15 protein-coding genes are annotated in these 14,843 nt (G+C 69.1%); 9 read left to right on the forward strand and 6 right to left on the reverse strand.

Annotation, left to right across the window (positions count from 1 at the left end):
- The first annotated feature begins 292 nt into the window (after positions 1 to 292).
- Complete coding sequence (locus AB0L71_RS18275; protein ID WP_365243727.1) at positions 293 to 1,546, forward strand: MarR family transcriptional regulator; 1,254 nt, start codon at positions 293 to 295, stop codon at positions 1,544 to 1,546.
- 175 nt (positions 1,547 to 1,721) lie between these two features.
- Positions 1,722 to 2,447, forward strand: coding sequence for a dienelactone hydrolase family protein (locus tag AB0L71_RS18280; RefSeq protein ID WP_365243729.1), 726 nt, complete (start codon positions 1,722 to 1,724; stop codon positions 2,445 to 2,447).
- A 91-nt stretch (positions 2,448 to 2,538) separates the two neighbouring features.
- Here the strand turns inward: AB0L71_RS18280 and AB0L71_RS18285 are convergent, their stop codons facing one another.
- The 4 genes from AB0L71_RS18285 to AB0L71_RS18300 are packed head-to-tail and all read right to left on the reverse strand — an operon-like array spanning position 2,539 to position 5,177.
- Positions 2,539 to 3,330 (reverse strand): DUF4253 domain-containing protein, encoded by a 792-nt coding sequence (locus tag AB0L71_RS18285; protein WP_365243730.1) that lies wholly within the window; start codon positions 3,328 to 3,330, stop codon positions 2,539 to 2,541.
- 57 nt (positions 3,331 to 3,387) lie between these two features.
- The gene (locus AB0L71_RS18290) at positions 3,388 to 4,059 is read right to left on the reverse strand and encodes a 1,4-alpha-glucan branching protein (RefSeq protein WP_365243732.1); all 672 of its coding nucleotides are present in this window, start codon (positions 4,057 to 4,059) and stop codon (positions 3,388 to 3,390) included.
- A gap of 24 nt (positions 4,060 to 4,083) precedes the next feature.
- On the reverse strand, positions 4,084 to 4,395 hold the full coding sequence (locus AB0L71_RS18295; protein WP_365243734.1) for a DUF397 domain-containing protein: 312 nt from the start codon (positions 4,393 to 4,395) through the stop codon (positions 4,084 to 4,086).
- On the reverse strand, positions 4,392 to 5,177 hold the full coding sequence (locus AB0L71_RS18300; protein WP_365243735.1) for a helix-turn-helix transcriptional regulator: 786 nt from the start codon (positions 5,175 to 5,177) through the stop codon (positions 4,392 to 4,394). The genes AB0L71_RS18295 and AB0L71_RS18300 overlap by 4 nt, the downstream gene beginning before the upstream one ends.
- Before the next feature lie 151 nt (positions 5,178 to 5,328).
- Here AB0L71_RS18300 and AB0L71_RS18305 point away from each other — a divergent pair, with 151 nt between their 5' ends.
- Positions 5,329 to 5,748: an ATP-binding protein gene (locus AB0L71_RS18305; protein WP_365243737.1), complete on the forward strand. Its 420-nt coding sequence runs from the start codon at positions 5,329 to 5,331 to the stop codon at positions 5,746 to 5,748.
- A gap of 135 nt (positions 5,749 to 5,883) precedes the next feature.
- Here AB0L71_RS18305 and AB0L71_RS18310 read toward each other — a convergent pair whose 3' ends face one another.
- Positions 5,884 to 6,687, reverse strand: a complete 804-nt coding sequence (locus AB0L71_RS18310) for a DUF4232 domain-containing protein (RefSeq protein WP_365243739.1) — start codon at positions 6,685 to 6,687, stop codon at positions 5,884 to 5,886.
- A gap of 308 nt (positions 6,688 to 6,995) precedes the next feature.
- On the opposite strand from AB0L71_RS18310, the gene AB0L71_RS18315 reads away from it, so the two are divergent.
- The 6 genes from AB0L71_RS18315 to AB0L71_RS18340 all read left to right on the forward strand — a co-directional run bounded on the left by AB0L71_RS18315 (position 6,996) and on the right by AB0L71_RS18340 (position 12,888).
- Positions 6,996 to 8,381, forward strand: coding sequence for a helix-turn-helix domain-containing protein (locus AB0L71_RS18315; protein ID WP_365243741.1), 1,386 nt, complete (start codon positions 6,996 to 6,998; stop codon positions 8,379 to 8,381).
- A gap of 78 nt (positions 8,382 to 8,459) precedes the next feature.
- A complete protein-coding gene (locus AB0L71_RS18320; protein ID WP_365243743.1) occupies positions 8,460 to 9,506 on the forward strand; it encodes a S66 peptidase family protein in 1,047 nt (348 codons plus the stop codon).
- Between the two features lie 108 nt (positions 9,507 to 9,614).
- Positions 9,615 to 10,562 (forward strand): aldo/keto reductase, encoded by a 948-nt coding sequence (locus tag AB0L71_RS18325; protein ID WP_365243745.1) that lies wholly within the window; start codon positions 9,615 to 9,617, stop codon positions 10,560 to 10,562.
- A 21-nt stretch (positions 10,563 to 10,583) separates the two neighbouring features.
- Complete coding sequence (locus tag AB0L71_RS18330; protein WP_365243747.1) at positions 10,584 to 10,934, forward strand: MerR family transcriptional regulator; 351 nt, start codon at positions 10,584 to 10,586, stop codon at positions 10,932 to 10,934.
- A gap of 196 nt (positions 10,935 to 11,130) precedes the next feature.
- Positions 11,131 to 12,090 carry an intradiol ring-cleavage dioxygenase gene (locus AB0L71_RS18335; protein ID WP_365243749.1) on the forward strand — a complete coding sequence of 320 codons (960 nt, stop codon included), beginning with the start codon at positions 11,131 to 11,133 and terminating at the stop codon, positions 12,088 to 12,090.
- Between the two features lie 3 nt (positions 12,091 to 12,093).
- Positions 12,094 to 12,888, forward strand: a complete 795-nt coding sequence (locus tag AB0L71_RS18340; RefSeq protein ID WP_365243751.1) for a triphosphoribosyl-dephospho-CoA synthase — start codon at positions 12,094 to 12,096, stop codon at positions 12,886 to 12,888.
- A 66-nt stretch (positions 12,889 to 12,954) separates the two neighbouring features.
- Here AB0L71_RS18340 and argS read toward each other — a convergent pair whose 3' ends face one another.
- Positions 12,955 to 14,724, reverse strand: a complete 1,770-nt coding sequence (gene argS, locus AB0L71_RS18345; protein WP_365243753.1) for an arginine--tRNA ligase — start codon at positions 14,722 to 14,724, stop codon at positions 12,955 to 12,957.
- Between the last annotated feature and the right edge of the window lie 119 nt (positions 14,725 to 14,843).

Below are 14,843 nucleotides of genomic sequence, written 5' to 3' on the forward strand. Positions count from 1 at the left end.
CGGGGGCCGCTGACGGGCGGTGGGACCCGAGACTCGGGCGTCGGGATTCGAGCGCCGGGCTTCGGGCTCCGGGATTCGAGCGCCTTCTTCAACCGGTGGGTCAGGAAGGTGGGTTGGGAGAAACCTTCCTTCCTCCCGGGCCCGTCACGGGCCGCAAATATGACTAATCGTGACAGCTTGCGAGGTGTCGTCGCGGCTGCTTACGGTGCCGACAAGAAACGACCCCGACGCGGTGTCTCAAGCACCAGGCCGGGGTCTCACCTCAAGATCGAACCCAAGAGAAAGCGATCTCGTGGCTACTCAAAACCTTAGCCCTGTCCTCTGTGCGTCCGCATCCTCCCCCGCCTACCCGATGGCCAAGCCCGGCTACGGCAAACGAACCGTCCGCAGCCAACTCCCGCCGCATACCGACGATTTCGCGCTGTTGCCGGAACGGGAGCGGTACGTCGCGGGCTTCGTCGACCACCTTCCCGACGGTGCGGAGATGAGTGTGAAATCCCTGGCCAAGCAGCTGCCGCTGTACGGGCAACAGGCCGTCGGCAGTGCCCTGACCGCGCTGTCGGTGGCGGGGCACCTGCGTCGGGTGCGTCGGGTGGTGGGTGAGGGCGAGGAGGTCCGTTGGGTCTTCCGCACGTTCTGGTCGCGCACGGCGCGCGACAACGCGTGGTGGGCCGCTTTTCTGGACGCGGAGGACCGTCGGGCTGTGGGCGGGGCTGAGCCGGGGGAGTGGGGCGGGCTCACCGGAGTCCCCGAACCGGGAGGCCCCGCAGCTCTTGCGGCCGACTTCCCGTCGGCGCGGGCCGGTGATGCGCAGGGGCTGGTTCCGGCGCCTCGGCTTCCGGACTCTTGCGTCTCGGCTTCTTCCGTCTCGATCCCTCCCGTCTCGATCCCTCCCGTCCCGGCCGCTCCCGTCTCGGCCGCTCGCGTTCCGATGCCTGAGGTGTCGGAGCCTGAGGTGCCGGTTCCCGATGCTCCGGAACCCCGGATTCGGGAACGCCTGGATGCTGCCGCCACCACGCCCGCCGTCCCCGTGCAGCCGGGCCCTGAGCGCCCCTCGCCCGCGTACCTGGCGCTGGCCCGGCTCGGGCGCGTCGATCCGCGGCTGGCGCTCTCCGCCGCTGACTGTGAGGCGCTGGAGGAGCGGGCCGCGGAGTGGCTCGCGCGCGGCGTGACCACGGACTACCTCACGCAGGCCCTGCTCGCCGGACTGCCCGCACGGGTCGATTCGCCCGTCGGCTTCCTGCGCCACCGGCTCGCGAACAAGATCCCGCCCGCGCTGCCCGCACTGCCGGACGCGCCTGCCGGAACCCGTCGCCGTCTGATGGTGGAATGCACCCGGTGCGGCACCCCCGGCCGCCCTGAGGCCCTTCCCGATGGCCTCTGCCGCCCCTGCTCGCTGTCCGCCCCAGGGGCAGGCGGTGCAGCCGGTGCAGATGATGTGGTCGGCGCTCCGGGCACCGTTGCAGGAGCCACCGTCGAGTCCGCTACCAGGCGTGAGGTGCGTGCCCGGGTCGGCGAACTCCGGTCGATTCTCCACGCCCCTTGACACCAGGGTTGTTGGCAAATCCGGCGGACCTCACGGAAAGCTTCCTGTTCAGGAGGTGTCGTGCATCGGACGAACGCTGGTGTGGCTGACGCCAGGTTCAGAGGCATACCTGCGCTGTTCGGCCAGCAGTGAACACCGGTCCGACCATGCTCGACGGTCACTACCGTCCAGTCTCATGACGGCAATTACCACGCGCACGGTCGAGTATCCGGCCGACGGCTTAACGATGATCGGGCACCTCGCGCTTCCGGCCGGTGTCGACCGTCGGCCCGCGGTCCTGGTCGGCCCCGAGGGGGTGGGGCTCAGCGATGTCGAGCGCCGCCGGGCCGAGGCTCTGGCCGAGCTGGGGTACGTGGCGCTGGCCTTCGACCTCCATGGCGGACGCTATGTGGAAGACCCAGAGGAAATGCTGGCCCGCTGCATGCCGCTGCTCGCCGACCCCGACCGGATGCGGGGCATCGGCCACGCGGCGCTCGACGTGTTGCGCGCAGAACCGCGGACCGACCCCGACCGGATCGCCGCCCTTGGCTACGGCACCGGGGGCGCAATTGCGCTGGAACTCGGGCGCGATGGCGTCGACCTGCGCGCGATCGGAACAGTCAACGCACTGACGACGGGCCGACCGGGCGAGGCAGCGCGCATTCGCTGCCCGGTGTGGGCCGGGGTCGGGTCGGAAGACCCGATCATGCCGCCAGCGCAGCGGGACGCGTTCACCGCCGAGATGCAGGCCGCGGGTGTCGACTGGCGCCTCGTGGTCTACGGCGGCGCCTTGCACGCCTTCCACCACCCGTCGGTCGACCATGCCGTGCGCCCCGGCGTCGGCTACCACCCACGGCATGCGCAGCGAGCCTGGCGCGACATCGTCGACCTGCTCGCCGAGTGCCTGCCCGTAACGGAGTGATCTGGTCGGCACCCGCGATTCCGGGCCGCAAACCAGGTCGGTGGACCGCCACCGGCCCGCAGCGCCGCGCCACCGTGGCGGGACGTCCGGCTCAGTCCCACCAGAACGACCAAGTCTCCTGGTTCAGTACCCTCTTCTCGGCGTATTCGTCCAGGTCGTACGGCGGGTTCTGCTCGATGTTGTCCGGGCAGAACGCGAAGTGTTCGGCAGCGACGGCCCGCGCTTCCGCGGGAGTGGTGGGCGGGCGTCCGACCGAGACGGTCAGGGTGTCGAAGCCCAGCACCACGACCCGTATGCCGAAGCGGTCCTCCCAGGAGCGGAGCACCGCGCAGAGGCGGGCCACGTCGTTCTCGTGGTTGAGCGGTCCCGACCAGCCGATCGCCGCCGGTATGTCCGCACTGCGGCGGGCCGGGACGAGCGCTGCTCGCACTCCGGGGAACCAGCCGTCAAGGCCGGCGCACTCGTCCGCGATCTCGGCCGCGAGACTGTCGGAGGACTGCCGCGCCTCGACGGCCGGAACGGGTGCCAGACCCGGCCATTCGTCCTCGGCCTCGTCGAGTTCGTCGGGTGCGCAGTCGTCCCAGTACTCGCCGAGCACCTCCTCGGCGTCGTGGTCACCGGGGTACGAGGTGCTGTCCGGGTCCAGGTCCCAGGTGTCGGGCCACTGGTCGCGCCGGCCGCCGTCGATCAGTACCGGAAGCAGCCCTACCGCCCGCCCGGCCGCGCGCAGTTCGTCCCATGCGCCCGGGGAGGCGGGTTCGTCGGCCATCCAGAGCAGCGGTTCGTGCCACGGGCCGTCGACCGTGGCGTCGACCAGTGTCCCGGGCGGGAGGGGAAGGCCTGAAGTCGCCAGGGAGGGAAGCGGGTTCGGGAGCGATGCCATGACCGTGACTCTAGACGCGGCCACTGACAGCGGCCCGCACGCGGCCCGTGGACCTGCCTACGGGCGTGCGTGGTGCATGGTGGCGAACACGGCTCGGGCCGTGGTGCCGTCGGGCAGGGGCCAGCCCGCGGTGACGTGTCCCAGGGGTGGCTGCTCCGTGCTGTCCTGGCCGGGCTGGAGCGCACGGTGGATGCGGATGGCCAGTCGGCGCCCGCCCGATGCCGACTCCACGACGAGGTGGGTGCCGCTCGGGTCGTCGGTCACGGTCGTGGAGGCGAGCGCCGTCGTGGTGGCGGGCCCGTCGAACCGGGCGATGACCGAGGGGTCGGGAGTGTCGCTGGTGCTCTGCATCTGCGGCTCGGCCTCACCGAGGAACAGCGCGAACAGCTGGGCGACGAGGACGGGGTCACGTGTCCCGTCGTAGACCCAGCGCTTGCCGAGCACCCCGTGCTCGGCTGTGCCGATGAGCGCGGCGTCGGCGCCCGGGACCGGTGCGTCGCGATAGGTGAACGGCACGTGGTAGGTCACCGGTTGGGCGCCGGAGGTGTCCGTGGCCGCCATGAACTCGATGCCGACTTCGCCCTCCGGGTCGTCCAGCCGGAATCCGCCTGACTTCTCCAGCTCGGGCCGCGCTCCCGCCTTGCCGCGGTACCAGGGCTGCGCGGGCAGCCAGGTGGTGAGGAGCTCCAGCTTGGTGGGCGTGAGCGTGGTGTGGTGGATGAAGGACATGGCGGTGCTCTCCCTTCCGTGGGCTCAGGCGGGACGCCGGTCGGCGGCGAAACCGGCGAAGGCCGCCCAGGTGGTGGGGGCGACGGTGAGCATGGGGCCGTCGGGGTTCTTGGAGTCCCGGATGTGGACGGCGGCGGTATGGGCGGCCACCTCGACGCAGGCGCCGCCTTCGTCGCCGCTGTGGCTCGACTTCTGCCAGGCGTAGGCGATTTCGATGCATTCGCCACCATCACTGCCGCTGTAGCTCGACTTGCGCCATTCGTAAGCGACTTCGAGACACTGCCCGCCCTCGTCGCTGCTGTAGCTGGACTTGAACCACTCAAGTGCGGTGCTCATTGCTCTCCTAGCAGCTGGTCCAGCAAGTCCCTCGTTTCCTCGATGTTGAGGGCCTGCGTTCGCAGCATCGCATACCTCTGCGCCAGGATGCTGATCTCATCTGGATCGGAGATGAGTTGGCTGCCTCGCTGCGTTTCGGTGTACGCGATGTGCTGGTGGTCCGGAGTTTCCAGCAGGATGAACGGGCCATCGAGCGCCGCGTGGTTCCTACGGCCGAGGGGTAGGACCTGGAGTGTGACGCCCGGCAGATCGGCATAGACGCGGAGATGGTGCAGGGTCTCTCGGTATACCTCCCCACCTCCGAGGCGATCGCGCAGTACGGCCTCCGAGATGACAAAGCTGGTGGTAGGGGGTGCTTTACGGTGCAGGATCTCTTGACGTTCCAGTCGTTTGATGACGTGTGAGTCGGTCTCATCCCTGCTGAACGTGGGTACTCGGCTGTCGAAGACGGCTCGGGCGTAGTTCTCAGTCTGAAGCAGGCCAGGAAGGACCTGGTTGGCGAAGAAGCAGAGGGCGAGTGCCTCCCGTTCCAGGTCCATGTACTGCTCCGCCCAAGCCGGGATCAGGTCCATCTCCGGCATGTTGTCCACTGCCGTCTCCAGTGCCCCTTTCGTCTCCAGCAGCTGGTCCAGTCGGCAGGCCAGTTCCGGCAGGAGCGCGCGTCTGCCCTGCTCGATCGAGGCGATCGTCTCCACCTGGTGGCCCACCCGGTCCGCGAGCTGGGCCTGGGTCAGGCCCGAAGCGACGCGGAACACGCCGACCAGTTTTCCCACGAGTCTCATTGCCGATGCGTTTTTGCGCTGTCGCTTCCTGGGGTGCATACGGATCGAACTCCCACCTGCATGCGTACGTCACGCGGCCGCTACCCGTACAAGAAATCTGTACGGGTGCGCATACTGTGGCAGTGTAGTCACGGAGGGTGACTCTCGTCTCATGAACGAGACGATGCAACTCTCGCTGCTGCGTGAGCGGTTCTGTCGGCGTGAGCGCCGATCGGTATCTGATGCCCGGGAGTTTGTACGTGCTGCCGTCGTCGACTGGGGGTTCGGTGGACGGCTGGACGATGTGCTGCTCTGTGTGAGCGAGCTGGCCACCAACGCGCTGGTGCACGGGGTGCCGCCGGGGCGTGGGTATCTGGTGCGGTTGCTGTTGCGGGACGACGGGCGGTGGATGCGGGTCGAGGTCCACGACAGCGGGGACGGGGCGCCGGCCGTGCGGGAGCCGGACGGCGAGTCCGGGCGGGGTCTGCTGATCGTGGACGCGCTGGCGGACGCGTGGGGCGTGGGTGAGCGGGATCCGGGCAAGGTGGTGTGGTGCGCGTTCGGGCGGGACGGTCTGCTCGGTGTCCCGTAGGGCGGATCCGCACCTCAGGGCGGCGGGCCGCGTCGGTTTCGGCAGCATGCCGCTCCCCTCGGGTGTCGATCAGCGGTCCTGCGATCGACTGCCCGTGAGGAGCGGCGAGAGGCTGGTGTGGCGCGTGGGGAGGGATCAGTAGGTGAGGGCGTCGGCCATGTCGCTCAGCCAGTAGGTGACGAAGCCCTTGTCGTCCCAGTAGGTGTCGGCCGGGAGCTTCAGCACGTCCGGGGCGGTGCCGGAGTCGCCGGAGAAGTCCTTGCCGGAGAAGTAGATCGTGAGGCGGGTGGCCTTGTACACGTCGTCCGGCCCGCTCTCGGCGGAGCTGAGCCCGATGGAGGCGTACGCGGACTGGCCCGGCTCCAGCGTGACCACGGCCTGCGGCCGGCTGTCGTCGAGGATCGGGAAGACGGACTGCGCATCGTCGAACCTGAGCTTCGGCGCGTAGTACGCGTAGCAGGGGCGGGAGCCCGTGTTGGTCATGGTGAGCAGCATGTGGTTGATGGGGCGCTGCACCTTGCTGAGGGTGAGCTTGGTGTTGGAGCCGATGCAGGTGACGGGGGAGCTGTTGCCGGAGGTACCGGTCTTGCCGGAGGTGGCGGTGCTGCCGGAGGTGCCGGTGCTGCTGGTGTTGCCGGTGCTGCCGGTATTGCTGGTGTTGCTCTTCTGTGCGTTCGTGCCGGAGGAGGAGCCCTTGCTGGTGCCCGTCGAGGACCCGGCGGAAGCATCGGAGGTGCTGCCGGCGTCCTTGTCGTCCTGGTCCGAACCCGACGTGGCGGCGTCCGGGGACTTTTGGTCAGTGGTGCTCGACGCCGGAGCCGAGGCCCCCGACTTGCCGTTGTCGACCCCGTCGTCGCCGGTGCATGCGGTGAGCGAGAGGGCGGCCAGGAGGGCGGTTGCGGCGAGCGTGGTGGTGCGGATGATGCGGTTGCTGCGCATGGTGGTGGTACTCCCCGTGTGTGTGGTTCGTTTGGTCAGTTGTGGCAGATCAGAACCATGACGATCGTGGTGGAGATGATCAGCACTCCGATGGCCACGACATCGATCAGTTCGATGCGGAAGTGTGTTCGCACTGCGTCTTCCGGGTGGTCGCTGCGGTGTGATCCCAGAGTGCGGAACTGCGGGTTTCGGCCGCAACGCCGACTGGCCCATTGGGGATGCCGGAATGCTTGTGCGTACTCTGAGCTGGGCAGATTCCACGTCCCTGGAACGGCGTTCTGGGACGGATCAGGAGGGGGAACGCCGTCATGGCGACGCCGGAGGCCGCGGACTTCGCGGCTTTGCTGAAGGAACTGAAGGATCGTTCAGGACGCAGCTACGGGGTTCTCGCCGGCAGACTGCACGTCAGCACGTCGACGCTGCACCGGTACTGCAACGGTGACGCCGTGCCGAACGAGTACGCCCCGGTGGAAAGGCTGGCGCGGCTGTGCGGGGCGGATGCGGACGAGTTGGTGGAGCTGCACCGGCGATGGATCGTGGCGGATGCGGCGCGGCGGCGTCCTGCGTCCGGTTCCGTAACCGGCCCTGCTGCGGGGCCCGTTCCTGCTCCTGTTTCTGAACCCGTTGTTGCTGCTGATTCCGAGGCCGATGCCGAGTCGGTGCGGGAGTCCGGTGCGGCGGCGGATGCGGGCGGGGCGGAGTCCGAGGTCGTGGCGGTCGGTGATGCGACTGCGCCCGTGAACGGTGCGGCAGTTCGGCCCCGGCGGTTGTGGTCCTCCGCGCGGGCGCGCATCGTGCTCGCGACCGTTGCCGTCGTCGCGCTCAGTGTGCCCACCGCGCTCGTTGCCGGTCATCTCTCGGGCTCGGACACCGACGGGCTCAGCGACGCCTCCGCCGTGGACAAGGCAACCGGGCTGCCTGGCTCCGAGGCACGTGCCTCCGCCTCGTCGGCCGCGCCGGATCATCCGTCGAGCAGTCCCAGCGCGTCCGGCACCGGGACCGTCGCGCCCCGCCGGTCGGAAACCGCCTCGGCCCATCCGTCCGCCGGGCACGCGACGGGGACGTGGTCAGGCACGGGCGTACCGCTGAGCGCCACCATCAGCTCGTACAACTGGGAGGAGCCCTGCGGCCAGTACTACGTGCTGAACCAGGAACCGAATGACGTGCCTCCGCCTCCGCCGCCGCAGGACAACCGTGGTTGGGCCAAGGCGCTCGGTGGTGTGGACGGCGGCCAGATGCTGCTCGAAGTCACCGTGCAGGGAAAGTCCGACCAGGCCGTCGTGCTGCACGGACTCCACGTGCGCCAGCTCTCCAGGAAGCAGCCGCTGCCGTGGGGGGCGTACTCGATGGGGGAGGGCTGCGGGAGCGGCATCACACCGCAGTCCTTCGACATCGACCTCGACGACAGCCGGCCGACCGTCACCCCGGTGGCGGGCGAGTATGCGGGCAAGCCCGTGTCGGCGAAGGACTTTCCGTTCCGGGTGACGTCCACCGACGTCGAGGTGTTCGACCTCGACGTCCATGTCGAAGGGCATGACGTCAGCTGGTACCTGGAGTTGGAGTGGAGCAGCGGCGACCGGAAGGGAACGCTGCGCATCGACGACGGCGGGCAGCCCTTCCGTACGAGCAGCATCGAGACGCGGCCGCAGTACATCTACCGGCACGATACGGCCCAGTGGGTGACCAGGCAGTAGCGGTCACGGGGCCGGGGCGGCGTGTACGGGATGAAATGGGGATGAACGGAGGTCGATCGGCCCCTTAGCCTGCCGGTCATGACCTCACCCGCATACCCTCCCAAGCCTGTTCCAGGTGACCGCATAGCGATCATCTCCCCCTCGTCCGGATTGGCTGGACTCCTCCCTCTTCCCTACGAGCTGGGGCTCAAGCGGCTGCGTGAGGATTTCGGCCTCGAACCGGTGGAGTATCCGAGCACGCGCACCATGGGTTCCACGCCGAAGGAACGCGCCGATGACATCCACGCCGCGTTTGCCGATCCCTCGATCAGGGCGGTGATGGCCACCATCGGTGGCGACGACCAGATCACCGTGCTTCCTTTCCTGGACCGCGAGCTGATCCGCGCCAACCCCAAGCCGTTCTTCGGCTCGAGCGACAACACCAATGTGCTGCTCTTCCTGCGCAACCTGGGCATGGTCGCCTACCACGGCGCCTCCGTGATGCCCGAGATCGGCCGCCCGGCAGCGCTCCATCCCGCCACCGCCGAGTCGGTGCGTGCGGCCCTGTTCACCTCGGGGCCCTACGAACTCCGGCCCGCCAAGCGCTACCGCGACACCGACCGCGACTGGGCCGACCCGGCCACTTTCGAGGTGGAACCGGACTCGCAGCCCGCCGGCGGTTGGATCTGGCACCAGCCCGACCACGTCGTCACCGGCCGTGCCTGGGGTGGCAACCTGGAGATCCTGTCGTGGTTGTTGATGGCTGACCGCGAGATCGAACGTGATCCCGCCGTCTATGAGGGTGGCGTCCTGTTCCTGGAGACATCAGAGGAAATGCCGACCGGGGAGGACGTCTTCCGGATCCTGCGCAACATGGGAGAGCGTGGCCTGCTGGCGCGTTTCCCGGCCCTGTTGATGGCCCGCGCCAAGGCATGGTCCTTCCAGCAGCCGAACAACGAGGAGGAGAAGCGGCGCTATGTCGCTGAGCAGCGGGACGCGGTGCTGCGTGCGCTGGCGGCATACGCCCCACACACCATGGCGGTGTTCGATGTCGACTTCGGGCACACCGATCCCCAACTGGTCATCCCCTACGGCGGAATGGTCCGTGTGGACGGCCCTGCGCGGCGGATCACGGTGACGTACTGACGGCTTCGGGCACGCGGCTTCGGGCACGCGGCTTCGGGCACGCGGAGGCCGGGTCCCGGACCGTGCGCCACAACTGCACTTGACCTGGAGCGCGCTCCAGATCCGAGCATGGACGGCATGGACACCAACACCCCTCAGATCGTCCTCGGGACGATGGACTTCGGTACGCGCATTGCCCCCGACCAGGCTTTCGCGATCCTCGACTCCTTCGTCGCCGACGGCGGTGTCTGGCTCGACACCGCGAACTGCTACTCCTTCTGGTCAGACCCCAGTGGGGGCGGCGGCGCGAGCGAGCGCCTCATCGGTGCGTGGCTCCGGGCCCGCCCGGGCGCCCGCGACGTGGTGCGGATCGCGACGAAGGTGCGGCAGAACCCGCTCGTCCCGCACTCCTGGCCACAGAGCGCCGAAGGACTCTCCGCCCCCGCCGTTCGCACCGGTGTGGAGGGCAGCCTGGAACGTCTCGGAGTCGATCACGTCGATCTGCTCTGGGCCCACGCCGAGGACCGTGCCGTGCCACTGGAGGAGACGGTCGGTGCCTTCGGTGAGCTGGTCGCGAAGGGAGTGGCTCTGCGGGTCGGGGCGGCGAACCATGCCGCCTGGCGCGTCGAGCGTGCCCGGTCGCTCGCGCGGGAGCAGGGTGTGGAACCGTGGACGTCGCTGCAACTGCGCCACTCACTCGTCCAGCCGCGCCCACTCACCCCTGTTGCGGAGGCCGGCCACCGCATGCTCACCGCCGAGGACCTGGACCTCGCGCGGTCGGAAGGGCTTGCCGTGTGGTCGTACAGCTCGCTGATGTGGGGTTCCTATGTGCGCGCGGACAAGCCGCTCCCGGAAACCTATGATCATCCCGGAACGACCCGGGTGCTCGCGGCCCTGGACGACGTGGCCGGCGAACTCTCGGCCACGAGGAACCAGGTCGTCCTCGCATGGCTGATGCGGCGGGGTATCGATCCCATCGTCGGTGCGAGCCGGGTGGAGCAGATCGAGGAGGCACTCGCCGCACGCCGTGTGCGGCTCGACGACAAGCACGTGACGCGCTTCGCCGAAGCGCGGTAGCGCGGTCACCCAAGGAGCCCCATGGCCACCACCCTCACTCCGGCAGCGGCCGCCGAGCGCACCGGCGCCTCGATCGACACGTTGCGCTACTACGAGCGGGAGGGGCTCATCGGCCCGATCCGGCGCTCCGTCGGCGGGCGCAGGGAGTACACGGAGGACGATGTCTTCTGGATCGGCCTGGTCACGTGCTTCCGTGAGGCCGGCCTCGGCATCGCGGACCTGCGGGAGTTCGTCGCCATGCTGCGTGCCGAGCACTCTGCGCAGGACCGGGTCGCTTTCCTCCGCGAGCGTCGAGCCGCTCTGGAGCAGCGGGTGGTGGCACTGCGCCGGGCCATGGAGGTCCTTGACGAGAAGATCACCTACTACAGCTGAGAACCCTGCGTGGTGGATCCCCTGTGGGATCCGATTCCGTTCTGCTGCAAGGGAGTTCTGGTCCCGAAGGGATCGGGGTGTGGGGGACGTCTCCAGCCTGCTGCAGGGCGTGCAGGCGTTGCTCGGAATCGAGCCACAGCCGTCGCACAGCTCCGGGCGAGGGGGTTGCCAGGTTGACGTCCTACGGTCGGCAACCATGACAGCGAAACACACAGACAACACGGTAACCAGGCGCAAGGCGCTGGCCATCGGTGGTGGAGTGGTGGCCGGAGCGGGAGTGGTCACCGCGGTCGGCGTCAACGCCTTCGGTTCGGATGCCACTGAGGAAGCGGCGGCCACGGCCGGTTCCACGTCCGCTTCCAGCGGTCAGTGCGTGCTGATGTCCAGCGTCACCGAAGGGCCGTACTACCTGGATGGTGCGCTCGTACGGAAGGACATCACCGAGGGCAAGGACGGGGTCCCGCTCCATCTGAACATCACCGTTCAGGACACGACCGACTCCTGCAACCCGGTCAAGGGCGCCGCTGTCGAGATCTGGCACTGCGACGCCTGGGGCTACTACTCCGGCTACACCACGGCCAACCCCGGCGGCAGCGCGCCCGCGGAGAGCGAGGACGGTTCCACCGCGAACGACAAGACGTATCTGCGCGGTTACCAGATAGCCGGCGGGAACGGGGTCGTGAAGTTCACGACGATCATGCCCGGCTGGTACACCCCGCGCACCTGCCACATCCACGTCAAGGTGCACACCGGTGGCGAGAAGGCGGACGGCACCTATGAGGGCGGCAAGGTGAACTACACCGGCCAGCTCTTTTTCGACGACGAGACCGCCAAGTCCGTCTTCGCGCTGGAGCCCTACTCCCAGCACTCCGGTTCGTACACCGCCCTGGACGACGACATGGTGTACGAGGGCGGCGGCGCCTCAGGTGGTCTGCTGACCCTGGAGCCGATCAACAAGAACAAGATCGAGAAGGGCTTCACCGGGACCATCGTCCTCGGTATCGACCCGGACGCCGAGAACGACGGCGCGGGCGGCGGCGAGGGCGGCGGTGGTGAGCCCCCGAGTGGCGGTGGTGGTGGCACGCCGCCGAGCGGTGCCCCCACCGGCGAGCCGCCGAGCGGCGCCCCCGAGCCGACCGCGTCCGCGTCCTCGTAACCCATGGGTCGCGAGGAGGAGAGAGTTGCGCGGACGGCGGTGGACGCGCTGCTGGCCGAGGTCGAGCTGAACCCCGAGCCCGGCCTCCCGGACGCCCGCGACGCGGACATCAGCGCCCTGCGCTGGTCGGCCCGTTCGCTGGCGCCCGGCCTTGCGGCGATGGCCGCCGCCGCCCGCCGCACCGGTGAGCCCACCCGTACGCTGCGCGAGGAGCTCGGCGCGATCGGCCGGTGCACGGAGCGGTCCATGACCGTGGCGAACGGAGGCACCCCCCTGCACCATGGGGTGATCTGGCCGCTCGGCCTGCTCGTCGCCTCTGCCGTCCTGGCCCGGAGCACGGCCGTGAAGGACATCACCGACATGGCCCGGCAGCTCGCCGCGTTCCCCGACCGCCGCGCGCCGCGCCGCCCGACGACGGGATCGGCGGTCGCCACCCGCTACGGCGCGGCGGGTGCGCGGGGCGAGGCCCGGGCCGGGTTTCCGCACGTCCGCAGGGCAACGGCCGCCCTCGGTACGGCCCGTGGCGCCGGGCTGCGCGAGCCGCAGGCGCGGCTCGACGCACTGCTCACCGTGATGAGCACCCTTCAGGACACCGGACTCCTGCACACCGCGGGCCCGCACGGCCTGCGCGAGGTGCAGAACGGGGCCCGGGCTGTCCTCGACGCGGGCGGTGCGGGCACCGACGCGGGGTGGCGGGCGCTGGAGGACTTCGACCGGCATCTGCGCACCCGGAACCTCAGCCCCCGGGGCAGCGCCCAGCTCCTGGCGGGCGCTCTCTTCGTCGACTTCCTCGTGTGACGCGGGCAGCAAGCGGAGGAGGCCCGGACGCATGCGTCCGGGCCTCCTTTGTCGTCAGGCCGTAAGTCAGAGGCGCTCGGGGGTGCGGATGCCGAGCAGCTCCATGCCCTGGTGCAGGGTGCGGGCGGTGAGGTCCGAGAGGAAGAGGCGGTTCTCGGCCACATCGCCCGGCACCTCGGCCTTCAGCACCGGGCACTGGTCGTAGAACGTCGTGAAGAGTGACGACAGCTGGTAGAGGTACGACGCCAGCTTGTGCGGTTCGTACGCGGTAGCGACCTCGGCCACGACCTCGGCGAACTGGTCCAGGTGCAGGCCCAGCGCGCGCTCGGCCGGGGCCAGCTCCAGCTCCGGGTGCGGCTGGGACTTCAGCTCGCCCGCCTTGCGCTTGATGGAGCGGGACCGGGCGTGCGCGTACTGGATGTACACGCTGGTGTCACCGGTCAGCGACACCATCTGGTCCAGGTCGAACTTGTAGTCGCGGGCGGCCGACGTGGACAGGTCCGCGTACTTCACCGCGCCGATACCGACCTGCGTGCCGCGCTCGGTGATCTCCTCGTCGGTGAGGTCCTGCGCCTTCTCGCGCACGACGGTGGAGGCCCGGTCGATCGCCTCGTCCAGCAGGTCCTCCAGCCGGACCGTCTCGCCCTCACGGGTCTTGAACGGCTTGCCGTCCTTGCCGAGCACCGTGCCGAAGGCCAGCTGCACGGCCTTGACGTCCTCGTTCAGCCAGCCGGCCCGGCGGGCCGTCTCGAAGACCATCTTGAAGTGCAGGGCCTGCCGCGCGTCCACCACGTACAGCAGGGTGTTCGCCTTGAGGTTCTGGACCCGGTCACGGATCGCGGACAGGTCGGTGGCCGCGTAGCCGTAACCGCCGTTCGACTTCTTGACGATCAGCGGAACCGGGTTGCCGTCCGGGCCCTTCACATCGTCGAAGAACACGCACAGCGCACCCTCGGAGCGGACGGCGACGCCCGACTCCTCCAGGATGCGGCAGGTCTCCTCCAGCATGTCGTTGTAGCCGGACTCGCCGACGATGTCGGGGTCGCGGATCTCCATGTCGAGCTTGTTGAAGACCGAGTAGAAGTAGATCTTCGACTCGTCGACGAAGCGCTGCCACAGGGACAGCGTCTCCTCGTCCCCGGCCTGGAGCGCCACGACCCGGTCCCGGGAGCGGGCCTTGAACTCCTCGTCGGAGTCGAAGAGCGCCCGCGAGGCCTTGTAGAGGCGGTTCAGCGAGGACATGGCGGCTTCGCCGGCGGCCGCGTCGTCGCCCCGGTGATCCAGCTCGCCCGGGTGCTCGATCAGGTACTGGATGAGCATGCCGAACTGAGTGCCCCAGTCGCCGATGTGGTGGCGCCGGACCACGCTCTCGCCGGTGAACTCCAGGATCTGCACCATGGCGTCACCGATCACCGCGGAACGGAGGTGACCGACGTGCATCTCCTTGGCCACGTTCGGCTGGGCGTAGTCGATGACCGTGGTGCCCGCGGCGCTGTTGTACGGCACGCCGAGCCGGCCCTCGTCGTCCGCGGCACGCGCGGCCAGCGTCTCGGTGATGGCCTTGTCGGTCAGCGTGATGTTCAGGAAGCCGGGGCCGGAGACCTCGATCTCCTTGATCAGGTCACCCGCCGGGATCGCGGCCGTGACCTGGGACGCCAGCTCGCGCGGGTTGCCCTTGAGCTTCTTGGCCAGGGCCAGGATGCCGTTGGCCTGGAAGTCGGCCCGGTCGCTTCGTCGCAGCAGCGGGTCGGCGGTGCCTGCCTCCGGCAGTGCTGCCGTCAGGGCGTCCGCCAGCTGCTGCTGGAGTGTGGAAGCGAGGGAAGTGACCGAGGCCATGGGCTGGGTGCCGTTTCCGTAGGGGTGCAGGGGATCACACCCAGTATTCCACGGCGAGTAAAGCCGTTTTCGCGCTGCCGGTGGGACCTGGGAGAATGGGCACTGCCCCTGCGCGTCGC

The organism is Streptomyces sp. NPDC052052 (assembly GCF_040680455.1).
Classification (GTDB): Bacteria; Actinomycetota; Actinomycetes; order Streptomycetales; family Streptomycetaceae; genus Streptomyces.